The sequence below is a fragment of the Pseudomonas sp. BN415 genome, from assembly GCF_029871195.1.
GTDB classification, from domain to species: Bacteria; Pseudomonadota; Gammaproteobacteria; order Pseudomonadales; family Pseudomonadaceae; genus Metapseudomonas; species Metapseudomonas resinovorans.
In genome coordinates this window covers 115,456-135,528 of record NZ_SSOK01000051.1, presented here as the reverse complement: position 1 = coordinate 135,528, position 20,073 = coordinate 115,456, and the positions used below count along the sequence as shown (strand labels likewise).

The 20,073-nt window shown below is 64.8% G+C and carries 20 protein-coding genes; 4 read left to right on the top strand and 16 right to left on the bottom strand.

Going from position 1 to position 20,073, the window contains the following annotated elements; translation table 11 throughout:
• The 3 genes from E8F20_RS12440 to E8F20_RS12430 all read left to right on the top strand — a co-directional run.
• Window positions 1-975, top strand: a 975-nt coding sequence (locus tag E8F20_RS12440) for an OprD family porin (protein WP_280283987.1), incomplete at its 5' end; no start/stop codon positions are given.
• A gap of 193 nt (window positions 976-1,168) precedes the next feature.
• On the top strand, window positions 1,169-2,887 hold the full coding sequence (locus tag E8F20_RS12435) for an FAD-dependent oxidoreductase (protein ID WP_280283986.1): 1,719 nt from the start codon (window positions 1,169-1,171) through the stop codon (window positions 2,885-2,887).
• 17 nt (window positions 2,888-2,904) lie between these two features.
• Window positions 2,905-3,729 carry an aldo/keto reductase gene (locus E8F20_RS12430; RefSeq protein WP_280283985.1) on the top strand — a complete coding sequence of 275 codons (825 nt, stop codon included), beginning with the start codon at window positions 2,905-2,907 and terminating at the stop codon, window positions 3,727-3,729.
• Between the two features lie 244 nt (window positions 3,730-3,973).
• Here E8F20_RS12430 and pcaC read toward each other — a convergent pair whose 3' ends face one another.
• From pcaC to E8F20_RS12390, 8 genes are all read right to left on the bottom strand, one after another.
• Window positions 3,974-4,369: a 4-carboxymuconolactone decarboxylase gene (gene pcaC / locus E8F20_RS12425; RefSeq protein ID WP_280283984.1), complete on the bottom strand. Its 396-nt coding sequence runs from the start codon at window positions 4,367-4,369 to the stop codon at window positions 3,974-3,976.
• A 50-nt stretch (window positions 4,370-4,419) separates the two neighbouring features.
• Entirely contained in the window at window positions 4,420-5,208 is a 789-nt protein-coding gene (gene pcaD, locus E8F20_RS12420; RefSeq protein WP_280283983.1) for a 3-oxoadipate enol-lactonase, read from the bottom strand.
• A 9-nt stretch (window positions 5,209-5,217) separates the two neighbouring features.
• On the bottom strand, window positions 5,218-6,579 hold the full coding sequence (locus tag E8F20_RS12415; protein WP_280283982.1) for a 3-carboxy-cis,cis-muconate cycloisomerase: 1,362 nt from the start codon (window positions 6,577-6,579) through the stop codon (window positions 5,218-5,220).
• A 143-nt stretch (window positions 6,580-6,722) separates the two neighbouring features.
• Window positions 6,723-7,928: a 3-oxoadipyl-CoA thiolase gene (pcaF, locus tag E8F20_RS12410; RefSeq protein WP_280283981.1), complete on the bottom strand. Its 1,206-nt coding sequence runs from the start codon at window positions 7,926-7,928 to the stop codon at window positions 6,723-6,725.
• The gene (locus E8F20_RS12405; RefSeq protein WP_028628010.1) at window positions 7,925-8,722 is read right to left on the bottom strand and encodes a CoA-transferase subunit beta; all 798 of its coding nucleotides are present in this window, start codon (window positions 8,720-8,722) and stop codon (window positions 7,925-7,927) included. The genes pcaF and E8F20_RS12405 overlap by 4 nt, the downstream gene beginning before the upstream one ends.
• Window positions 8,722-9,585, bottom strand: a complete 864-nt coding sequence (locus tag E8F20_RS12400) for a CoA transferase subunit A (protein ID WP_028628011.1) — start codon at window positions 9,583-9,585, stop codon at window positions 8,722-8,724. Before E8F20_RS12400 ends, E8F20_RS12405 begins: the two co-directional genes overlap by 1 nt.
• A 155-nt stretch (window positions 9,586-9,740) precedes the next feature.
• A complete protein-coding gene (locus E8F20_RS12395; protein WP_280283980.1) occupies window positions 9,741-10,241 on the bottom strand; it encodes a VOC family protein in 501 nt (166 codons plus the stop codon).
• Window positions 10,242-10,324: 83 nt separating this feature from the next.
• Window positions 10,325-11,368: a nitronate monooxygenase gene (locus E8F20_RS12390; RefSeq protein WP_280283979.1), complete on the bottom strand. Its 1,044-nt coding sequence runs from the start codon at window positions 11,366-11,368 to the stop codon at window positions 10,325-10,327.
• A gap of 93 nt (window positions 11,369-11,461) precedes the next feature.
• Between E8F20_RS12390 and E8F20_RS12385 the strand changes: the two genes are divergently transcribed.
• Window positions 11,462-12,337 (top strand): LysR family transcriptional regulator, encoded by an 876-nt coding sequence (locus tag E8F20_RS12385; RefSeq protein ID WP_280283978.1) that lies wholly within the window; start codon window positions 11,462-11,464, stop codon window positions 12,335-12,337.
• Window positions 12,338-12,378: 41 nt separating this feature from the next.
• Here the strand turns inward: E8F20_RS12385 and E8F20_RS12380 are convergent, their stop codons facing one another.
• From E8F20_RS12380 to E8F20_RS12345, 8 genes are all read right to left on the bottom strand, one after another.
• Window positions 12,379-13,548, bottom strand: a complete 1,170-nt coding sequence (locus tag E8F20_RS12380) for an iron-containing alcohol dehydrogenase (protein WP_280283977.1) — start codon at window positions 13,546-13,548, stop codon at window positions 12,379-12,381.
• Between the two features lie 8 nt (window positions 13,549-13,556).
• The gene (locus E8F20_RS12375) at window positions 13,557-14,945 is read right to left on the bottom strand and encodes an aldehyde dehydrogenase family protein (RefSeq protein ID WP_280283976.1); all 1,389 of its coding nucleotides are present in this window, start codon (window positions 14,943-14,945) and stop codon (window positions 13,557-13,559) included.
• 58 nt (window positions 14,946-15,003) lie between these two features.
• Window positions 15,004-16,056 (bottom strand): TRAP transporter substrate-binding protein, encoded by a 1,053-nt coding sequence (locus tag E8F20_RS12370; protein WP_280283975.1) that lies wholly within the window; start codon window positions 16,054-16,056, stop codon window positions 15,004-15,006.
• 160 nt (window positions 16,057-16,216) lie between these two features.
• Window positions 16,217-17,548 (bottom strand): TRAP transporter large permease subunit, encoded by a 1,332-nt coding sequence (locus E8F20_RS12365; protein ID WP_280283974.1) that lies wholly within the window; start codon window positions 17,546-17,548, stop codon window positions 16,217-16,219.
• A complete protein-coding gene (locus tag E8F20_RS12360; protein WP_280283973.1) occupies window positions 17,545-18,054 on the bottom strand; it encodes a TRAP transporter small permease subunit in 510 nt (169 codons plus the stop codon). The genes E8F20_RS12365 and E8F20_RS12360 overlap by 4 nt, the downstream gene beginning before the upstream one ends.
• A 108-nt stretch (window positions 18,055-18,162) precedes the next feature.
• Window positions 18,163-18,972: a dienelactone hydrolase family protein gene (locus tag E8F20_RS12355; RefSeq protein WP_280283972.1), complete on the bottom strand. Its 810-nt coding sequence runs from the start codon at window positions 18,970-18,972 to the stop codon at window positions 18,163-18,165.
• Window positions 18,973-19,063: 91 nt separating this feature from the next.
• Window positions 19,064-19,444 carry a VOC family protein gene (locus E8F20_RS12350; protein WP_280283971.1) on the bottom strand — a complete coding sequence of 127 codons (381 nt, stop codon included), beginning with the start codon at window positions 19,442-19,444 and terminating at the stop codon, window positions 19,064-19,066.
• A gap of 4 nt (window positions 19,445-19,448) precedes the next feature.
• Window positions 19,449-20,072: a trimeric intracellular cation channel family protein gene (locus E8F20_RS12345; protein ID WP_280283970.1), complete on the bottom strand. Its 624-nt coding sequence runs from the start codon at window positions 20,070-20,072 to the stop codon at window positions 19,449-19,451.
• Window position 20,073: the final 1 nt, after the last annotated feature.

Below are 20,073 nucleotides of genomic sequence, written 5' to 3'. Positions count from 1 at the left end.
GGCGGCAAGGGCACCCGCGGTACCCAACTGCTGCCGGTGCATGACGACGGCCGCCCCGCCGACGACTTCGGTCGCCTGGCCATGGCCGGCAAGATGCGCGTCTCCAAGACCGAGTTGAAGGTCGGCGAGTGGATGCCGGTGCTGCCGATCCTGCGTTCCGACGACGGTCGCTCGCTGCCGCAGACCTTCCAGGGCGGTCAGGTCACTTCCCAGGAAATCGACGGCCTGACGCTGTATGGCGGCCAGTTCCGCCAGAACAGCCCGCGCAACGACGCGAGCCTGGACGACATGTCCATGAACGGCCGCGCCGCCTTCACTTCCGATCGCTTCAACTTCGCTGGCGGCGAATACGCCTTCAACGAGAAGCGCACCCTGGTTGGCCTGTGGTACGCCGAACTGGAAGACATCTACCAGCAGCAGTACCTGCAAGTGATACACAGCCAGCCTGTCGGTGACTGGACCCTGGGCGCCAACCTTGGCTACTTCAACGGCAAGGAGAACGGCAGCGCCCTGGCCGGTGACCTCGACAACCGCACCTGGTCGGCCCTGCTGTCGGCCAAGTACGGCGGCAGCACCTTCTATGTCGGCCTGCAGAAAGTCAGTGGCGACGATGCCTGGATGCGCGTCAACGGCACCAGCGGCGGCACCCTGGCCAACGACAGCTACAACTCCAGCTACGACAACGCCAAGGAAGAATCCTGGCAGGTGCGCCACGACTACAACTTCGCCGCCCTCGGCGTTCCCGGCCTGACCCTGATGAACCGCTACATCAGCGGCGACAACGTGCATGTCGGCGCAGTCACCGACGGCAAGGAATGGGGCCGCGAGTCCGAACTGGCCTACGTGGTGCAGTCCGGTGCGTTCAAGGCCCTGAGCGTCAAGTGGCGCAACTCCACCATGCGCCGTGACTGGGGCAGCAACACCAGCTTCGACGAGAACCGGCTGATCATCAGCTACCCGCTCTCGCTTCTCTGATCCTTTGGTCAGCGTGCTTTGACTACCTCGGCCCGCCATCTGGCGGGCTTTTTTATAGGCTGCCATTCCATCCCTCGTGAGGCGATCGATTTCCGTTCGCTGACCGGCCACTCGCGTCGCCCCCGGTCTTGGTCGTGAAATGTAGCGGCCATAGAATACGGAACACCGTTCCAGTATTTAAGGATCACATGAAATGCCTGCCGCATGCCCCGCTCAAAACCGCCTCGATTGCGATCTACTGGTCATTGGCTCAGGCGCTGCGGGCCTCGCCGCCGCCGTCACCGCCGCCCATCACGGCCAGAAAGTGATCCTGGTGGAGAAGGAGGCGGTATTCGGTGGCGCCACGGCCTGGTCCGGTGGCTGGATGTGGGTACCGCGCAACCCGCTGGCACGCCGCGCCGGCATCGAGGAAGACATCGAACAGCCGCGCACCTATCTGCGCAATGAGCTGGGCGAGCACTACCGCCCGGAACTGGTGGACGCCTTTCTCCAGAACTGCCCTGACATGGTGGGCTTCTTCGAGCAGCACACCGCACTGCAGTTCGTCGATGGCAACGGCATACCCGACATGCATGGCGACACCCCCGGCGCCGCCAACGGCGGTCATCAGGTCATTGCCGCGCCCTATGACGCACGCGAGGTCGGCGACCTGCTGCCACGCCTGCGCATGACCATGCGCGAAACCTCCTTCATGGGCATGCCCATCATGGCCGGTGCCGATCTGGCCGCGTTCCTCGGCATGACGCGCTCACTGCGCGCCTTCGCCCATGTCACCCGACGTTTCACCACTCACCTCTACCACCTGGCCCGCTACGGCCGTGCCATGCACCTGGTCAATGGCGTCGCGCTGGTGGCCCGTCTGGCCAAGTCGGCCAACGACCTGGGCGTGCAGCTGATGGAATCGGCACCAGCACGCCGGCTGATCATTGAAGAGGGCAAGGTCCAGGGTGCGGTGGTGCAGTACAACGGCGGGGAGCTTTCCATACGCGCCAGGTCGGTGGTGCTGGCCGCCGGGGGCTTCCCCAACGACCCCGCCCGGCGCAAGGCGATGTTCCCTCGCGACAGCAGCGGCCACGACAACCTCGCCCTGCCCCCGCTCTCCTGCTCCGGTGACGGCTTGCGCCTGGGCGAGTCCGCCGGCGGCGTGGTCGCCGATGACCTGCGCTCCCCCGTGGCCTGGGCGCCCGTGTCGAAGGTGCCCTACCCCGACGGCACCTTCGGCCACTTCCCGCATATCATCGATCGCGGCAAGCCCGGCATCATCGGCGTCCTGAAGAATGGCAAGCGCTTCGTCAATGAAGCCGACGGCTACTACGACTATGTCGACGCCATGATCAAGGCGGTGCCGGAGGACGAGGAAAGCTGCTCCTGGCTGGTCTGCGACCACCGCTTCCAGCGCCGCTATGGCCTGGGCTTCGCCCGCCCGGCCCCGGTGCCGCTATGGCCGCACCTGCGCAATGGTTACCTCAAGCGCGGCAAGACCCTGGTCGAACTGGCCCAAGCCTGCGGCATCGACCCGGCTGGCCTTGCCACCACGGTCGAAGCGTTCAACCACCATGCCCGACGTGGCGAAGACCCGGAGTTCGGCCGCGGCAGCACGGCTTTCAACCGCCGCAGCGGCGACGCCTCTCACCAAGGCCGCAATCCCTGCGTGGCGCCCCTCGAACACGGCCCTTTCTATGCAGTGAAGGTCCAGCCCGGCTGCTTTGGCACCTTCGCCGGCCTGCGCACCGATGGGCAGGCGCGAGTGCTCGATGAAAACGGCCAGCCGATTCCGGGGCTCTATGCAGCCGGCACCGATATGGCCAGCGCACTGGGCGGTCACTACCCGTCCGGCGGCATCAACCTGGGGCCGGCCATGACCTTCGGCTACATCGCTGGCCGCCACGCGGCAGGCGCAACCTCGCAATGAATGGCAAGGAGTACTCCATGCGGAAACTTTCCTCCGCCCAAGGATTGAACATGCCTCAGCTCGGTCTTGGCACCTGGCCGATGAAGGGCGATGAATGCACCTATGCCGTGCGCCAGGCCCTGGAACTGGGCTACCGGCATATCGACACCGCGCCCGCCTACGAGAATGAAGCATCGGTCGGCGCGGCCCTGCGCCAGAGCGACGTGCCTCGCGATGCCATTCACCTGACCACCAAGGTCTGGTGGGACCAGCTGCAACCGGCCGCCATGCGGCTGTCTCTGGAGAACAGCTTGCGTGCCCTGGGCATCGAGCAGGTGGACCTGTTCATGATTCACTGGCCGGCGAAGGACTGGGACCTGGCACGCAGCATCGACACCCTGGTGGCCCTGCGCGACGAAGGCAAGGCGCGCTGCATTGGCGTGGCCAACTTTCCGCTCGGCCTGTTGCGCCAGGTGGTGGAAGACCTGGGGGCGCCGCTGTCCGCTATCCAGGTGGAGTACCACGTGCTGCTCGACCAGCTTCGCCTGCTGGACTACGCCCGCAGCAAGGGCCTGGTGCTGACCGCCTATACCCCGCTTGCGCGCGGCCTGGCGGCGGAACAGCAGGCAATCCGGCAGATCGCCGAGAAGCACGGCGTCTTGCCGAGCCAGGTGGCCTTGAAATGGTTGCTGGAACAGGACGGTGTCGGCGCCATTCCGAAGGCGTCCAGCATGGCGAACCAGCAAGCGAACCTGGATGCGCTGAAGGTGCAGCTAGATGAAGAGGACCGCGCCCTGATCGCCACCCTGCCGAAGGACAAGCGCGTGGTGAACCCGGACTTCGCGCCGGAGTGGGATGCCTGATGGGGACGCTGCGCGCCCCTTAGCGAATGAATTCGCCCCCACAAGGTGGATGCCGGCTTCGATGCACGGTACGGCACCTAACTTGTGGGGGCGATTTCAATCGCGATGCAGGCCGAAGGTCTGCCAAATTGGGGCAACTGCGTCGCCCTTGGCGAATGAATTCGCCCCTTCACGAGCATCGATGCCGCAATAAAAAACGCCGCCCGGATGCGTGGTCCGGGCGGCGTTTCTGTGTTGCGGTGGATCAGCCTTGCAGCGATTCCACCCCTAGCTCATCCCACACGGCTTCGGCCAGGTGGAACGTAGCGTTGGCCGCCGGGATGCCACAGTAGATGGCGCTCTGCATGATCACTTCCTTGATCTCGTCGCGCGTCACGCCGTTGTTCTTCGCGGCGCGCAGGTGCAGCTTCAGCTCGCCCTCGCGGTTCATGCCGATCAGCATGGCGATGGTGACCAGGCTGCGGGTATGGCGCGGCAAGCCCGGGCGGGTCCAGATGTCACCCCAGGCGTGACGGGTGATCATTTCCTGGAACTCTTCATTGAACGGCGTCAGGTTCTGCAGGCTGCGATCCACATGGGCATCACCCAGCACTGCACGGCGAACCTTCATGCCGGCGTCGTAGCGTTCTTTCTCGTCCATCTTTACGTCCTCGAATGTGGACCGTAGGAGCGAGCTCCTACATCAACTAGTCAGGCAGTGAGGAAAGCCAGTACACGCTGGCTGAAGGCATCGCCCGCCTGCACGTTCGACAGGTGCGCCGCGTGGAACTCCACCTGTTCGGCACCGGTGATGCGCTCCTGCATGAAACGGCCGTGCGAGGGGGTGGTGACCGGGTCATCGCTGCCGCAAACGATCAGGGTCGGCGCGCTGATGCTGCCCAGCTGCTCGCGGTAATCGGCATCACGTACGGCGGCGCAGTTGGCGGCGTAACCCTCGGGCGAGGTCTCGGCCAGCATGCCGACGATGGGCTCGACCTTGGCCGGCTCGGCCTCGGCAAAGTCCGGGGTGAACCAGCGGGAGATGGAGGCGTCGCGCAGGTCTCGCATAGCCTGGGCGCCACCGGCGAGCACCGTGTCGATGCGTGGGTTCCAGACTTCCGGGGTGCCGATCTTGGCGGCGGTGTTGCACAGCACTAGACGCTCGATGCGCTCCGGGGCGTTGATTGCAAGCCACTGGCCGATCAGGCCGCCCATGGACAGGCCGCAGAAGGACGCCTTCGGGATATCCAGGGCGTCCAGCAGGTCCAGCACATCGCCGCCCAGTTGATCGATGCTGTAGGGGCCTTCGCTGACCAGGGACTGGCCGTGGCCGCGGGTGTCATAGCGCAGTACCTGGAAGTGCTGGGTGAAGGTCGGGATCTGCGCGTCCCACATGTGCAGGTCGGTGCCCAGGGAGTTGGACAGCACCAGCACAGGCGCACCGGCTGGGCCTTCGAGGAGGTAGTTCAGGTCGCCATCGGCGAGTCGTACGGCAGGCATGTAAATCTCCTAGCGCGAAAATGCGTGGTGTTCGGCCAGTGCGCGGTCCACCCAGCGGCGGGCCTGGCCAAGGTAATGGGCCGGGTCGAGCAGGCGATCCAGCTCGGCGGCGGAAAGTTGTGCGCCGACCTCGGCATTGGCGCCAAGCACGGCGCGCAGGTGGGCGCCCTCTTTCACTGCCTGGCGGCAGCACTGCTCCACCAGGTGATGGGCGGCGTCGCGGCCGATACGCTGGGCAAGCGCAATGCTCACGGCTTCGGCCAACACCAGGCCCTGGGTCAGGTCGAGGTTCTCGCGCATGCGCACGGCGTCGACTTCCAGGCCGGGAACCACCAGCAGCGCTTGCTGCAACGCACCGGAAACCAGGCAGCAGAGTTCCGGCAGGGTTTCCCATTCGGCGTGCCAGAGGCCGAGGCTGCGCTCGTGCTCCTGGGGCATGGCGGCGAACATGGTGGACACCAGGCCGGGGGCGCGGGTAGCAGCGCCGATCAGCACGGCTGCACTGACCGGATTGCGCTTGTGCGGCATGGTGGACGACCCCCCCTTGCCGGGCGCGGAGGGTTCGAAGACTTCGCCTGCTTCGGTCTGCATCAGCAGGCTGAGGTCACGGCCCAGCTTGCCCAGGCTGCCGGCGATCAGGCCGAGCAGGCTGGCGAACTCCACGAGGCGATCACGCTGGGTGTGCCAGGGCTGGTCAGGCAGGTTCAGGTCCAGCTCGCGGGCCAGGGCCTCGGCAACAGGCCAAGCCTGCTCGCCCAGGGCGGCGAGGCTGCCGGACGCACCGCCGAACTGCAGGCAGAACAAGCGCGGCTTGAGTTCAGCCAGGCGTTGACGATGACGGGTCACCGCACCCAGCACGCCAGCCAGCTTCATGCCGAGGGTGACGGGCGTCGCCTGCTGCAGCCAGGTACGGCCGGCCAGCGGGGTGTCGGCGAAGCGTTCAGCCTGCACGGCCAGGGCCTGGGCCAGGCCGGCAAGGTCCTGCTCCAGCAGCCCGGCGGCAGCGCGTAGTTGCAGCACCAGACCGCTGTCCATGGCGTCCTGGCTGGTAGCCCCCAGGTGCACGAAGCGTTCGGCCTCCGTGCTTTGGGCGGCCACGCGCTTGCCCAGCGCCTTGACCAGAGGGATGGCGGAGTTGCCAGCCGTGGTGATGGCCAGGGCCAGTGCGGAGTAGTCGTAGAGTTCGGCGCTGCAGGCTGCCTCGATGGGCGCCACGGAGTCGCCCGGGATCAGGCCGACGCTCGCCTCGGCGCGCGCCAACGCGGCCTCGAAGTCCAGCATGCCCTGCACGCGTCCCCGGTCGGAGAACACTGCACGCATGGCGGGCTGGGTGAAATAGGCGTCGAAGAGTTGGTTGCTCGGGCTGTTCAAGCCAGTGCTCCAGAATTCGGGATGGTGTTTCGTTTTATAGCAGCCGACCACCAAGAGCCAGCTTCAGGACGTGTGGCGGGCTTCAGCCCACCACACGGACTAACCGCGTGGGCTGAAGCCCACCCTACTCGAGCAGGTGCCGATCAGACCTTCTCGATGGCGAGCGCCAGGCCTTGGCCGACACCGACACACATGGTCGCCAAGCCCAGCTTGCCGCCGGACTTCTCCAGCTGGTGCAGGGCGGTCTGGACCAGGCGCGCACCACTGGCACCCAGCGGGTGGCCAAGGGCGATGGCGCCGCCGTTGGGGTTGACCTTGTCGCTGTCGTCGGCAATGCCGAGGTCGCGCATCACGGCCAGGCCTTGGGCGGCGAAGGCTTCGTTCAGTTCGATCACATCGAAATCGCCGATCGCCAGGTTCAGCCGCTCCATCAGCTTGCGCACCGCCGGCACCGGGCCGATGCCCATGACGCGCGGTGCAACGCCGGCGCTGGCCATGCCGAGCACTTTCGCGCGCGGGGTCAGGCCGTGCTTCTTCACGGCTTCGGCGGACGCCAGGATCAGCGCCACGGCGCCGTCGTTGACGCCCGACGCGTTGCCAGCGGTGACGGTCTTGCCTTCACCGTTGACCGGCTTCAGCTTGGCCAGGGCTTCGATGGTGGTGTCGGGACGCAGGTGCTCGTCCTGGTCGACGACTGTCTCGCTCTTCTTGCCCTTGATCACAACCGGGACGATTTCTTCCGCGAAGAAGCCTTCAGCCTGGGCACGACCGGCACGCTGCTGGCTGCGCAGGGCGAACAGGTCCTGGTCTTCGCGGGAGACCTGGTAATCGTCGGCGACGTTGTCCGCAGTCTGCGGCATGGCGTCGACGCCGTACTGGGCCTTCATCAGCGGGTTGATGAAGCGCCAGCCGATGGTGGTGTCTTCGATCTTCTGGGTGCGACCGAAGGCGCTGTCGGCCTTGCCCATCACATAAGGAGCGCGGGACATGGATTCCACGCCGCCAGCGATGGCCAGTTCCATTTCGCCCGAAGCAATGGCGCGGAAGGCCGTGCCCACGGCGTCCATGCCCGATGCGCACAGGCGGTTCAGGGTGACGCCAGGAACGCTGTCCGGCAGGCCGGCCAGCAGCAGGGCCATGCGTGCGACGTTGCGGTTGTCCTCACCGGCCTGGTTGGCGCAGCCGAGGAACACTTCGTCCAGTTGGTCCCATTTGACTTGGGGATTGCGCTCCACCAGGGCCTTGATCGGGATCGCGGCCAGGTCGTCGGCGCGTACCGGGGCCAGGGAGCCGCCGAAGCGGCCGATGGGCGTGCGAATGGCGTCGCAGATGTAGACCTCGCGACTCATTCCTCACCGCCTTGCTGGCCGTGGGCAGCAGCGGTGCGGGCTTCCAGGGCGCGCAGCGCGGTCAGCTCGGTTTCGTTGGGAGCCAGGGTCTCGGAAACGTCGGCGGCGAAACGAATGGCCCAACCGGTGTTCTCGATTACCTGTTCGCGGGTCACGCCCGGGTGCAGCGAGGTGACGATGAATTCGTTGGTACCGGCTTCCGGCTCCATGATGCAGAGGTCGGTAATCAGCGCCACCGGACCTTTGCCGGGCAGGCCCAGCTGCTTGCGGTGGTCGCCGCCTTCGCCGTGGCCGACGGAGGTGATGAAGGCCAGCTTGTCGACGAAGGTGCGGTGGGACTGCTTGAGGATGATCAGCACTTCCTTCGCGGAACCGGCGATTTCCGGAGCACCGCCGGCGCCCGGCAGACGCACTTTCGGGCTGTTGTAGTCGCCAATCACGGTGGTGTTGATGTTGCCGAAGCGGTCGACCTGGGCGGCACCGAGGAAACCGACGTCGATTCGGCCGCCTTGCAGCCAGTAACGGAAGATCTCACCCGTGGGCACCACGGTGTCAGCGGTTTCGGCCAGCTCGCCATCGCCGATGGACAACGGCAGCACGGTCGGCTTGGCGCCGATGGGGCCGGATTCATAGATCAGCACCACGTCCGGGGACGAGGTCAGGCGCGCCAGGTTGGCGGCCTTGGACGGCAGGCCGATGCCGACGAAGCAGACGGCGCCATTCTTCAGGCGGCGGGCAGCCGCCACGGTCATCATTTCATTGGTGCTGTAGTCAGGGGTGGATTGAGCGCTCATCACTTGGCCTCCGCAATCTTGGCTTGGGCGATCTTCTGCTGGAACTCGGCGAAATCGGCAGTGCCGCGGATGTACTCATCGATCCAGGCAGTGAAGGTTTCGCGGTTGCGGGCGATCGGGTCCCACGCTTGGTAGAAGCGGTTGTCACGCTCGTAGTAGCCGTGGGCATAGGACGGATGGGCGCCACCAGGCACGTGGCAGACAGCGGTCAGGGCCCAGGTGGGCAGGACGCAGGCGTTCATCGGTGCGTTCAGGTCGTCGACGATTTCTTCCACGGTGACGATGCAGCGCTTGGCCGCCAGGGCCGCCTCCTTCTGCACCCCGAGAATGCCCCAGAGCAGCACGTTGCCCTTGCGGTCGGCCTTCTGGGCGTGGATCACGGTGACGTCCGGACGAACCGAAGGCACCGCCGCCAGTTGCTCGCCGGTGAACGGGCACTGGATGAACTTGATGTTCGGGTTGACCTTGGGCAGATCCGAGCCGACGTAGGCACGCAGCACGGCGAACGGCAGGCCCGAGGCACCGGCCACGTAGGAGTTGGCCAGGTCGGCATGGCTGTGCTCGTCGATCTCCAGGGCATTGGGCCACTGCTTCTCGACCGCATCACGCAGGCGATGCAGCGAGCCGACACCGGGGTTGCCACCCCAGGAGAACGTCAGTTTGCGCGCGCAACCGGCGCCAATCAGCAGGTCGTACACCAGGTCGGGCGTCATACGTGCCAGGTGCAGGTTTTTCTTGCCTTGGCGAATGATCTCGTGGGACGCGGCAGTGGGAATCAGATGGGTGAAGCCTTCGAGGGCTACAGTGTCGCCATCGTTGATGAAGCGTTCGACGGCTTCGCGGAGGGAAAGGATTTCAGCCATGGTCGATCTCGTGTTGTTATCCAGGGCGTTTCGGGCGCCGGGTGAACAAAAAGTACTCCCCGGCCCCTTCCCGGACAATCCGATAATCGACTATTCGTGCGGTTATCGAACAAATGTGTATCTCGCTATCGAATCCGCTCCAGGCTGCGGCAGCCTCAGCCGTCGAAGGCTTTCTTCAGGACCGCGATATCCAGTTTTTTCATCTGCATCATTGCGGCGAAGGCGCGCTGGGAGCCTGCCGACTGCGAGTCTTCGAGCATCTTTATCATGACAATGGGCACCACCTGCCAGGACAGACCGAAACGGTCCTTCAGCCAACCGCACTGCTGGGCGCCCGGGTCGCCTCCTGCGGAGAGTTTGTCCCAGTAGTGGTCCAGTTCGTCCTGATCGTCGCAGTGGATCTGGAACGACACCGCCTCGTTGAAAGTGAATACCGGACCGCCATTGAGGGCGGTAAAGCGTTGGCCGTCCAGTTCGAAGTCCACGGTGAGTACCGATCCCGGCTCTTTGCCGTGGACATCCCGGCCGGCCTCACCGTAGCGGCTCATGGCGGTAATCCGTGAATTGGGAAAGATACCGACATAGAAGTTGACTGCCGCTTCTGCCTGGTCGTCGAACCATAGGCAGGGGACGATGGTGTGTATCCGCTTGCGCATGACGCACCTCCTGGTGGGTTGGATGACGATAGTCGATCACCCCCTGGTCGTTTGAGCGCCCGACAGATCGACAAGGCTCTGCGCTACATCTCGTCCACCAGTCTCTTCACCAGCTCCGCCGCCGGCATTTCCCGCGCCAGGGGAGCGCCCTGCCCGGCCCATTGCACGGCGAAATCGTTGCAGCCCCTGGCGCTGGCCGCGGCGTGCAGCGCCTTGGCCGCGTCGTAGGTGTTGGGGTAGTCCGGCAGGGCTGGCGCATCAGGCGTATCCAGGTCAGTCCAGAGGCGGTTGACCATGCCACGCGCCGGGCGGCCGGAGATGGCCGCGGTGATACGCGTCTGGTGGGCGCGTTCGCTCTTCAAGGCAGTACGGTAGGCGGCGTTGGCGGCCGACTCGGGGCACGGCACGAAGGCGGTGCCCAGTTGCGCCGCCTGGGCGCCAAGGGCCATGACGGCCTTGATGCCCTGCCCGTCCATGATGCCGCCGGCGGCGATCACTGGCAGGCGGCTGTTGCGGGCGATGAGCCGCACCAGGGCCAGGGTGCCGATGCCGGCGTCACCCTTCTCGGGTTCGAACACACCTCGGTGGCCCCCCGCCTCTATGCCTTGGGCGACGATGGCGTCCACACCGGCCGCGTCCACCAGGCGTGCCTCTTCGAGCGTGGTCGCACTGGCCAGCAGACGGATGCCGGCGCCCTTCAGCGCATCGATCCAGTCCTGCGGCGGCAGGCCGAAATGGAAGCTGACCACGGCCGGGCGCTCATCCAGCAGCATCTGCGCCATTTCCGGGTCGTCGAGGAAACTCTTGTAGATCTCACGGATGGCGGCTGGCGGTTCAGCGCCGAATTCGGCGAACAACGGCCTGAGGTGATCCAGCCAGGCAGCCTCGCGCTGGGCGTCGGCCACCGCCGGGCGGTGGCAGAACAGATTGACGTTGAAGGGCCTGCTGGTCAGTTCACGGGTATGCGCCAACATGGCGCGGGCCTGCGCCGGGGTGCTGGCACCGATGCCGATGGACCCCAGGGCGCCGGCATTGGAAACAGCCGCGGCCAGGGCGGGCGTGGAAACGCCCACCATGGGCGCCTGGATGATGGGGTGCTCGATGCCGAGCAATCGGATGATGGACATGACGCAGCGACTCCCTACCGGTGAAAACCTGGCCAATCTATCTCAAATAGAGAATACTTTTAACCATTCATTCTCTAAGCGAGATTAGCAAGCATGGATCTATCCAGCCTGGAGATATTCCGCGCGGTCGCCATGGAGCACAGCGTTACCCGCGCGGCCCAGCGCTTGCAGCGCGCGCAATCCAACGTCACCACGCGGATTCGCCAGCTGGAGGAAGAACTGGGCACCCCGCTCTTTCTTCGCGACGGCAAGCGCATGACCCTTACCGATCGGGGGCAGGCATTTCTTGACTACAGCGAGCGCCTGCTAGCCCTGGCGGACGAGGCGCGCCAGGCCATGCACCCGCAACAGGCGGGTGGCCGGCTGCGTCTGGGCAGCATGGAGAGCACCGCTGCCAGTCGCCTGCCGGTACCACTGGCGCGCTTCCACGGGCAGTGTCCGCAGGTGGAACTGGAGGTGAGCACCGGCACCAGCCAGGCACTGATGGAAGCCGTGCTCGCGCGGCGTCTGGACTGTGCGCTGGTGGCCTGGCCGCAAAGCAAAGTGCCATGGCGCGACGAAGTTGCCGCCATGGGGCTGGAAGCCAGGCCGGTGTTCGAAGAGGAATTGCTGCTGGTACTCCCTGCCAGCCACCCGCAGGTCGCAGGCCCGGGGGACATACAGGTGCGCGGGCTGGCCGGCTTCGCCGAGGGCTGCACCTATCGGCAGATCGCCGAGAACTGGCTATCTGCCGAAGGTCTCCCACTGCCGAAGGTGCAACAGGTGGGTTCCTACCACGCCATCCTCGCTTGCGTCGCCGCGGGCTCGTGCGTCGGCATCCTCCCCCGCTCGGTGCTGGAGCTACAGCGCGAACCGCCCCTACTGCGCCAGGTTCCCCTGATGCGGGTGGAAACGCTCCTGGTTTGGCGCCAGGGATACGCTACGGCATCCTTCGAGGCCTTCCGCGAGGTACTGGCACCCTTCGGCTAGCGGCCGCTGGCTGACCCGAGGCCCTCCTGCAGATCAAGGGTTCACAGACGACCGTGCAAAGCCTTCTCGAATATCTGGCTGTAGGTCCTGGCGTCGTACGGGACCGGATTGGTGCCCGCCGACGGATCGACTTCGGCCATGCGTCCGACCTGCTCGATGCGTGCGTCGTCAATGCCGATCTCCCCCAAGCTGTGGGGGATGTCCAGTTCGCTGCGCAGATTCACCACCCAATCCAGCACCCCGGCGAACCCGGCCTTGGGCAATCCGAGGTAACGCGCCAGCCGCGCCATCGGACCTTCGATGTGGGCGCGGTTCGCCTGTAGCACATAGGGCATCAGCACGGCATTGAGCAATCCGTGGTGGGCGTCGTACAGCGCACCGAGGGGATGGGCCAGCGCATGCATCGCCCCAAGGCCACGCTGGAAGGCGGTGGCACCCATGCTGGAGGCCACCAGCATCTGCAATCGAGCCTCGATGTCGTGGCCTTTGGCGCTGGCGCGCGGCAGGTAGTCCTTGACCAGTCGCATGCCCTCCAGGGCGATGCCTTCGGCCATGGGGTGATAGAGCGGCGAACAGTAGGCTTCCAGGCTGTGGGACAGCGCATCCATGCCGGTGGCGGCGGTGATCTTCGGTGGCAGGCCGACAGTGAGTTCCGGGTCGAGGATGACGATGGCCGGCAACATCCGGGCGTGGAAGATGATGCGTTTGATGTGCACCTGGTCGTCGGTTATGACCGCCGCGCGCCCCACTTCCGAACCAGTGCCAGCCGTGGTGGGTACGGCGACCACCGGGGCCATGCCGGCGACGTTGACCCGCGAGGCGTTGTCACCGATGTCTTCGAAATCCCAGAGCGGGCGATCCTGCCCCACCATCAGGGCGATGGCCTTGCCGGCATCCAGCGCCGAGCCGCCGCCAAAAGCGATCACACCGTCATGGCCCCCGGCCTTGAAGGCCGCCACGCCATCCATCACGTTCGGCCCGGTCGGGTTGCCCTTGATCTGATGGAACAGCCCGGCACCCAGCCCTGCATCGCGACACTGGCGCAGGGCCGCGTCGATCATCGGCAGCGTGGCAAGGCCGGGATCGGTGACCAGCAGCGGCGCCTGCATGCCGAGTTCGCGGCAGGCGGTATTCAGCTCGGCGATGCGGCCCACGCCGACACGCACCGAAGTCGGGTAGTTCCAGTTCATGCGGAAGTGGCTCGAATCCATGGCACGCCTCACAGGCTGGTCTTGAAGTGGAAAGACTTGGGTCGAGTCAGATGCTCGTAACCCACCCGCGACAGCGTGCAGCCGCGCCCGGACTGCTTGACGCCGGTCCAGGCCAGGGCCGGGTCCAGGTAGTCGCAGCGGTTGAGGAAGACGGTGCCGGCTTCGACCCGATCGGCCAGCGCGAGGGCGCTGGCTTCGTCCTGGCTGAAGATCGCGGCGGTCAGGCCGTAGGGGCTGTCGTTCATCAGTGCCAGCGCCTCCTTATCGTCACGCACTTTCTGGATACCCACCACCGGGCCGAAGGACTCTTCGTTCATCACGCGCATGCCGTGATGCACATTGGTCAGCACCTGCGGTGCCAGGTAAGCGCTGCCGGCGCTTTCCAGGGCGAATGACGACGGGTCCAGATGGGCTTTGGCGCCCTGCCCCACGGCGTCGCGGATCTGCGCCCGCACGAACTCCGCCGCCTCGGGGCGCACCAGCGGGCCCAGGGTGGTTTCGGGATCGTCGGGGCGACCCAGCCGGTATTGCCCAACCAGTTCCACCGCCTGCTCGACGAACGCGTCATAGCGATCGGCGTGCACGTAGATACGCTCGATGCCGCAGCAGGACTGGCCGGAATTGAAGAAGGCCCCGTCGATGGCGGTTTCCACGGCGTGGCCGAGGTTGGCGTCGGCCCGGACATAAGCTGGGTCCTTGCCGCCCAGCTCCAGCCCGGAACTGATGAAGCGCCCGGCAATGGCACGTTCGACCATGGCGCCGCCCGCCACGGAGCCGGTAAAGGCCACGTGACGAATCGGCTCGGCCTGGATCAGCCTCTCCGTGTCACTGTGGCTGAGGTGCAGATACTGCAGCACGCCTGGCGGCAAGCCCGCCTCGGCGAAGGCTTCGACCATGCGTTCGGCGCACAGCGGAGTCTGCGCGGAATGCCTGAGCAGCACGCAGTTGCCCGCCAGCAAGGCCGGCACCACGGCATTCACCGCGGTCAGGTAGGGGTAGTTCCAAGGTGCAATGACAAACGCCAGGCCCAATGGCTCGCGGCGGATCAACCGGGTAAAGCCGGGCTTGTCTGGCAGATGGATATCCGCCAGCGCCTCTTCGGCGATATCCGCCATGTAGCTGGCGCGCTCGACGAATCCGCGAATCTCCCCCGGCGCATAGCGGATGGGCCGGCCCATCATCCAGCAGAGCTCCTCGGCCAACTGCGCCTCACGGGCGGCGAAGACCCCGATGGCGCGACGGACGATGGCGACACGCCCGGCCACCGGCGTGCCCTTCCAGGTCCCGCGCACAGACTCCGCGCGTTCCAGCGCGGCAACCACCTCGGCTGGCGTGGCCAGCGGGCGCTCGACGTAGACCGAGCCATCCACCGGCGATACGCAACGCAACAGGTTCATGACAACTCCTTCCGGTCAGGTGCCCGGTCCGGCCTCACCGCCGGACCGGGCCACAGCTTCAGTAGCGGTACGGTGGGCCGGCCTTGGTCATCAGTGCGTTGTACTGCTTGAAGATCTCGACGACCTTGGCGCAACGCGGGCTGGTCTTGGCGATCTCGTCCCAGAACTTATGCGCCTCATCTTCGACCGTTTTCCATTCCTCGGCCGGGATGGACGTGAGCTGCAACTTGGTGCCTTCCACCCGCAGTTTGGCTTCGCCGCCCCAGTACCAGTGCTGGCGGTAATAGTGGGAGCTGTCCATGCACAGACGGAACAACGTCTTGAGGTGCTCGGGGACTTCGGCCCAGCGCTCGGAGTTAGCGAAGTAGGAACCGATCCAGGCGCCGGAGATGTTGTTGGTGAGGAAGTACTTGGTGACGTTGGCCCAACCTACTGTGTAGTCCTCGGTGATGCCAGACCAGGCGATGCCATCGAGCTCGCCGGTCTGTACCGCCACCTCCACGTCCTCCCAGGGCAGCGTCACGGGAATCACGCCAAAACGCGCAAGGAACTTGCCCGCCGTCGGGAAGGTGAACACCCGCTTGCCCTTGAGATCAGCGAGGCTGCGGATAGGTTGCACCGTGGCGAAGTTGCACGGGTCCCAGGAGCCGGCGCCCAGCCAGGTAACGCCCTTCACTTCGCCGTAGGCTTCTTCCCAGATCTTGTTCAGGCCCCATTGATGAAAAAGCGTGGGGACATCCAGGCTGTAGCGGGTAGCAAAGGGGAAGTAGCCACCGAAGACTGCGATGTCCACCGGCGCGGCGATGGAGTCGTCGTCACTCTGCACGGCGTCGATGGTGCCCTTCTGCATGGCGCGGAACAGTTCACCGGTGGGTACGAGCTGGTCGGCGAAGTAGAGCTGGATCTCCATCTCGCCGTTGGCGGCTTTGTTGAACGCTTCGATCGACGGTTTGATCACGTGCTCGGCCAGCGCGGGCCCGGCATAGGTCTGCAGGCGCCAGGTGATTTTCTTGCCGGACTGGGCATGCACGAACGGTGCGCCGAGCGTCGTGGCGCCCACCGCGCCGGTGGCGACGGCGGCGCCTTTGAGAAACGTACGTCTGGTACTCATGCGGTTACCTCCTGGAGAGTGGAAGGGGGTGCCAGGCACCCGCCCAACCCAGCGCCGCCGTGGGCGGCGCAGCTTCTCAGGTCGGCATGAGACCCATCACTTCAACTTCATGTCCGTCACGCCAGGAACTGCTGCTGGTCGTGCTGCCGGTCCTGACAATTCATTGTCCCGCGCCGTAGTGCCACCGGGGCAGCCACAGGGCGATGTCGGGGAAGATCATTACCAGCGCCAGGGTGACGATCATCACGATCACGAAGGGGCCCACGGAGACATAGATGTCCCTCAAGGTCACTTCCGGCGGCGCCATTGCTCGCATCAGAAACAGGTTGTAGCCAAAGGGTGGCGTCATGTAGGCCATCTGGCAGGTGATGGTGTAGAGCACGCCGTACCAGATCAGGTCAAAGCCCAGCGCGCCCACCAGCGGCACATAGAGCGGTGCAACGATCACCAGCATCGCGGTGTCATCGAGGAACATGCCCATGATGATGAAGGACAGCTGCATCAGGATAAGGATATGCCAGGGACTCAGGCCCATCTGCTCGACGAACAGCCCCTCGATGGCCTTGACTGCACCGAGGCCGTCGAACACCGCACCGAAACACAGTGCGGCAAGAATGATCCACATGAACATGCAGGTGATGCCCAGCGTCTTGCGCAGGGTTTCCTCCATCACCTGTCGGGTCAGACGCCTCTGGAACAGCGCTGCCAGGGTGGCGGCGAGAGCCCCCACGGCGGAACTTTCCACCAGGCTGGTGTAGCCCAGCAGGAACAGTCCAGTCATGGTCAGGAAGATGAACAGCGGCACCAACCCTGCGCGTAGCAGGCGAATGCGCTCGCCCCACGTGATCTGCTCGCGCTCCTCACGACTCAGCGGTGGCCCGAGCTGCGGTTGCAGGCGACAGCGGATGACGATGTAGAGGATGAAGAGCACCGCCATCAGCAGGCCGGGGAACACACCTGCCAGCCACAACTGCCCCACGGGTTGGCGGGCGATCATGCCGTAGAGCACCAGCACGACACTGGGGGGAATCAGGATGCCGAGGGTACTGCCCGCCTGGATCACCCCGGTAACCATGATTTTGTCGTAGCCCCGTCGGAGGAGCTCTGGCATGGCGATGGTGGCGCCAATGGCCATGCCCGCGACGCTGAGTCCATTCATGGCCGCGATCACCACCATCAGGAAAATGGTGCCGATGGCCAGTCCGCCGTGCAGTGGTCCCATCCAGACGTGGAACATTCGGTAGAGGTCGTCGGCAATACGCGACTCGGAAAGCATGTAGCCCATGAACACGAACATCGGCAGGGTCAGCAGCGGGTACCACTTCATCAGCTTCATGGCCGCGCTGAAGGCCATCTCCGAGCCGCCATCGCCCCATAGCAACAGCGAGGCCGCAGCAGCGACGAAGCCGATGGCACCGAACACCCGCTTGCCGGTAAGCAGGAGCAGCATCATCGAACTGAACATCAGCAGTGCGATGAGCTCGTAGCTCATGGAAGCTCCTTGCCCAGGATCACGGCCAGGTCGCGGAAGAAGTTGGCGATGGCCTGCAGCAACATCAACAGGATGCCGAACGTCATAACCACCTTGATCGGCGCCATATGCGGCGACCAGGACGAGTAGCTGGTTTCCTTGTACTCCAGGGCGTAGTGGGTCGAGGAGATGCCACCGTAGAACAGCAACGCCAGGTAGAAGAGCAGGAAACCCACCGTGAGCGCATCGAGGACTGCCTGCGTACGCGGGCTGAAACGTCCGTAGATCAGGTCCATGCGCACATGAGCATCGAGCTGCATGGAGTAGGCGCCGCCCAGCAGGAAATAGGCGACCATCAGGAACTGGGCCGATTCCAGGGTCCAGATCGACGGCGTGAAGAAGGTCTTGGAAGTCGACGAATACAGGAGGACGGCCAGCATCACGAAAATCAGGTACATGGCGAAGCGGCCAACCACACGGTTGAACCATTCCACTCCCCTGACATAGGCGCCTATGGCATTGAACATGCCGCGAATCCCGCAAGAGTTGCCGTCTTCCGAAACTCTAGCCGATGGCCGGAGAATGCCAAGGCGACGACACCCTGCACGTTGCCTGCAGGGTGCATCAGCCAGGCATCAAGGTTGCGCGAAGGCTTCCTTGAACAGTTCCTGCATGTCGTTCCAGGAGTTTTCGTCGGCGACTTTGCTGTAGCCCAGGTCAGGTCCCTTCTCGCTGCCATGCCCGGCATGACTGAGTCGGTCGGCGTCCGGATTGGTAAAGCTGTGTTTGGCGTTGGGTTGGACGACGACACGGTAATCGGCCTTGGCGTTGTCGAACTCCTCCTTGAACGAATTGACCGAAGCCATAGGCACCAGGGTGTCCTTCTCACCATGCTCCACCAGCACCTTGGCCTTGATGTCACCCGGCTTGGCTGCGGAGGTGGCGGCCAGTACGCCGTGGAAACTCACTACTGCCGCCAGGGGCACACCCGCGCGAGCCATGTCGAGCACGACCTTGCCACCGAAGCAGTAGCCAATAGCGGCAAGCTTGCTGGCGTCGGTCTGGGGCTGCGCCTTGAGCAGATCGAGTCCGGCGAGAAAGCGCGCCTTGGCCGCCGGCGCGCTGGCCAGGGCTGCTTCCATGAAGCCTTGGGCATCGGCCGGATGCTCGGTGTTCTTGCCATCGCCGTACATGTCGATCGCCAGGGCGCTGTAGCCCAAGGCAGCGAGGTCACGGGCGCGGCGCTTGGCGTAATCATTGAGGCCCCACCATTCGTGGACTACAACCACACCGGGACGCTTGCCGGCGATGGCATCGTCGTACGCGTAATAGCCAATCAGGGCGGTACCGTCCGGGCCCTTGTACGGAATTTCACTGGTCTTGATCTCGGCCTGGGCAAGACCGGATCCCAAGAGCAGTGCAAACAGAAGCGCGATCCTGGACATGCTGTATTCCTCCAACCTGAAATGGATTCGGGCGATTGCATCCAGTGTCGCGGGTTTAGCGGATTTCGCCAGCGATTGAGAATGAAAAGCCTTACTCGGGATAGCGGCTGACTTCGATGAGGTTGCCGTCTGGATCGCGGAAATAGACCGACTCGATCGGGCCGAGGGCCCCGGTTCGCATTACCGGTCCCTCCTCCACATCGACGCCCTGCTCCGTCAGGTGCTCCAGCACCCGCTCCAGGGGCCAGCGGGTGATCAGGCAAAGGTCGATTGCGCCAGGCGTGGGGAGCGCGGCCTTGGGTTCGAACTCCCGACCAGCCTGATGCAGATTGAACTTCTGCTGACCGAACGCCAGCGCGTGGCGGCCATTGCCGAAGGTTTCGTGATGCATCCCAAGCACTCGCTGGTAGAACTCCAGGGTGCGGGGTATATCGGCGACGGTGAGCACAAGGTGGTCGAGGCGTTCAAGCATGGCGTCAGTCCCGATCGAGCAGGTGGAAGCGCGGCAGCGAGAGTTTCCAGTGGATGGCCGCCAGGCGAATCAGCAGCACCACCAGCATGGCCGCAGCAGTGACCAACCAGGCAGGCAGCGCCACCTCGCGCAAGCCGATGAAAACCAGGGAGCCGGCGATACAGGCGATGGCGTAGATCTCTTTCTGGAAGATCAGCGGCACCTCGTTGCAGATGATGTCGCGCAGCACACCACCGCCGACGGCTGTGATTACGCCCATGATCACCGCCGTGCCCGGCTGCAGGTTGTGCTGAAGGGCGACTTCGGTGCCGTAGACAGTGAACACCGCGAGGCCGAAGGCGTCCGCCAGCAACAGGCCGGTTTCGTTGATCGGCCGGGTCAGGCGCACCCAGAGCACCGTGCCCACGGCCGCCAGGGAGGCAACCAGGATGTAGGTATCGTCCCTGATCCAGCTCACCGGGTGGTTACCGAGAATGACGTCACGCAGGGTGCCACCGCCCAGCGCAGTGATGATGGCGATCACCAGTACGCCGAACAGATCCATGGACTTGCGCCCCGCCATCAGGGCGCCGGTGATGGCGAAGACCGCCACGCCAAACAGATCGGAAAGGTAGAAGAGCTGTTCCATT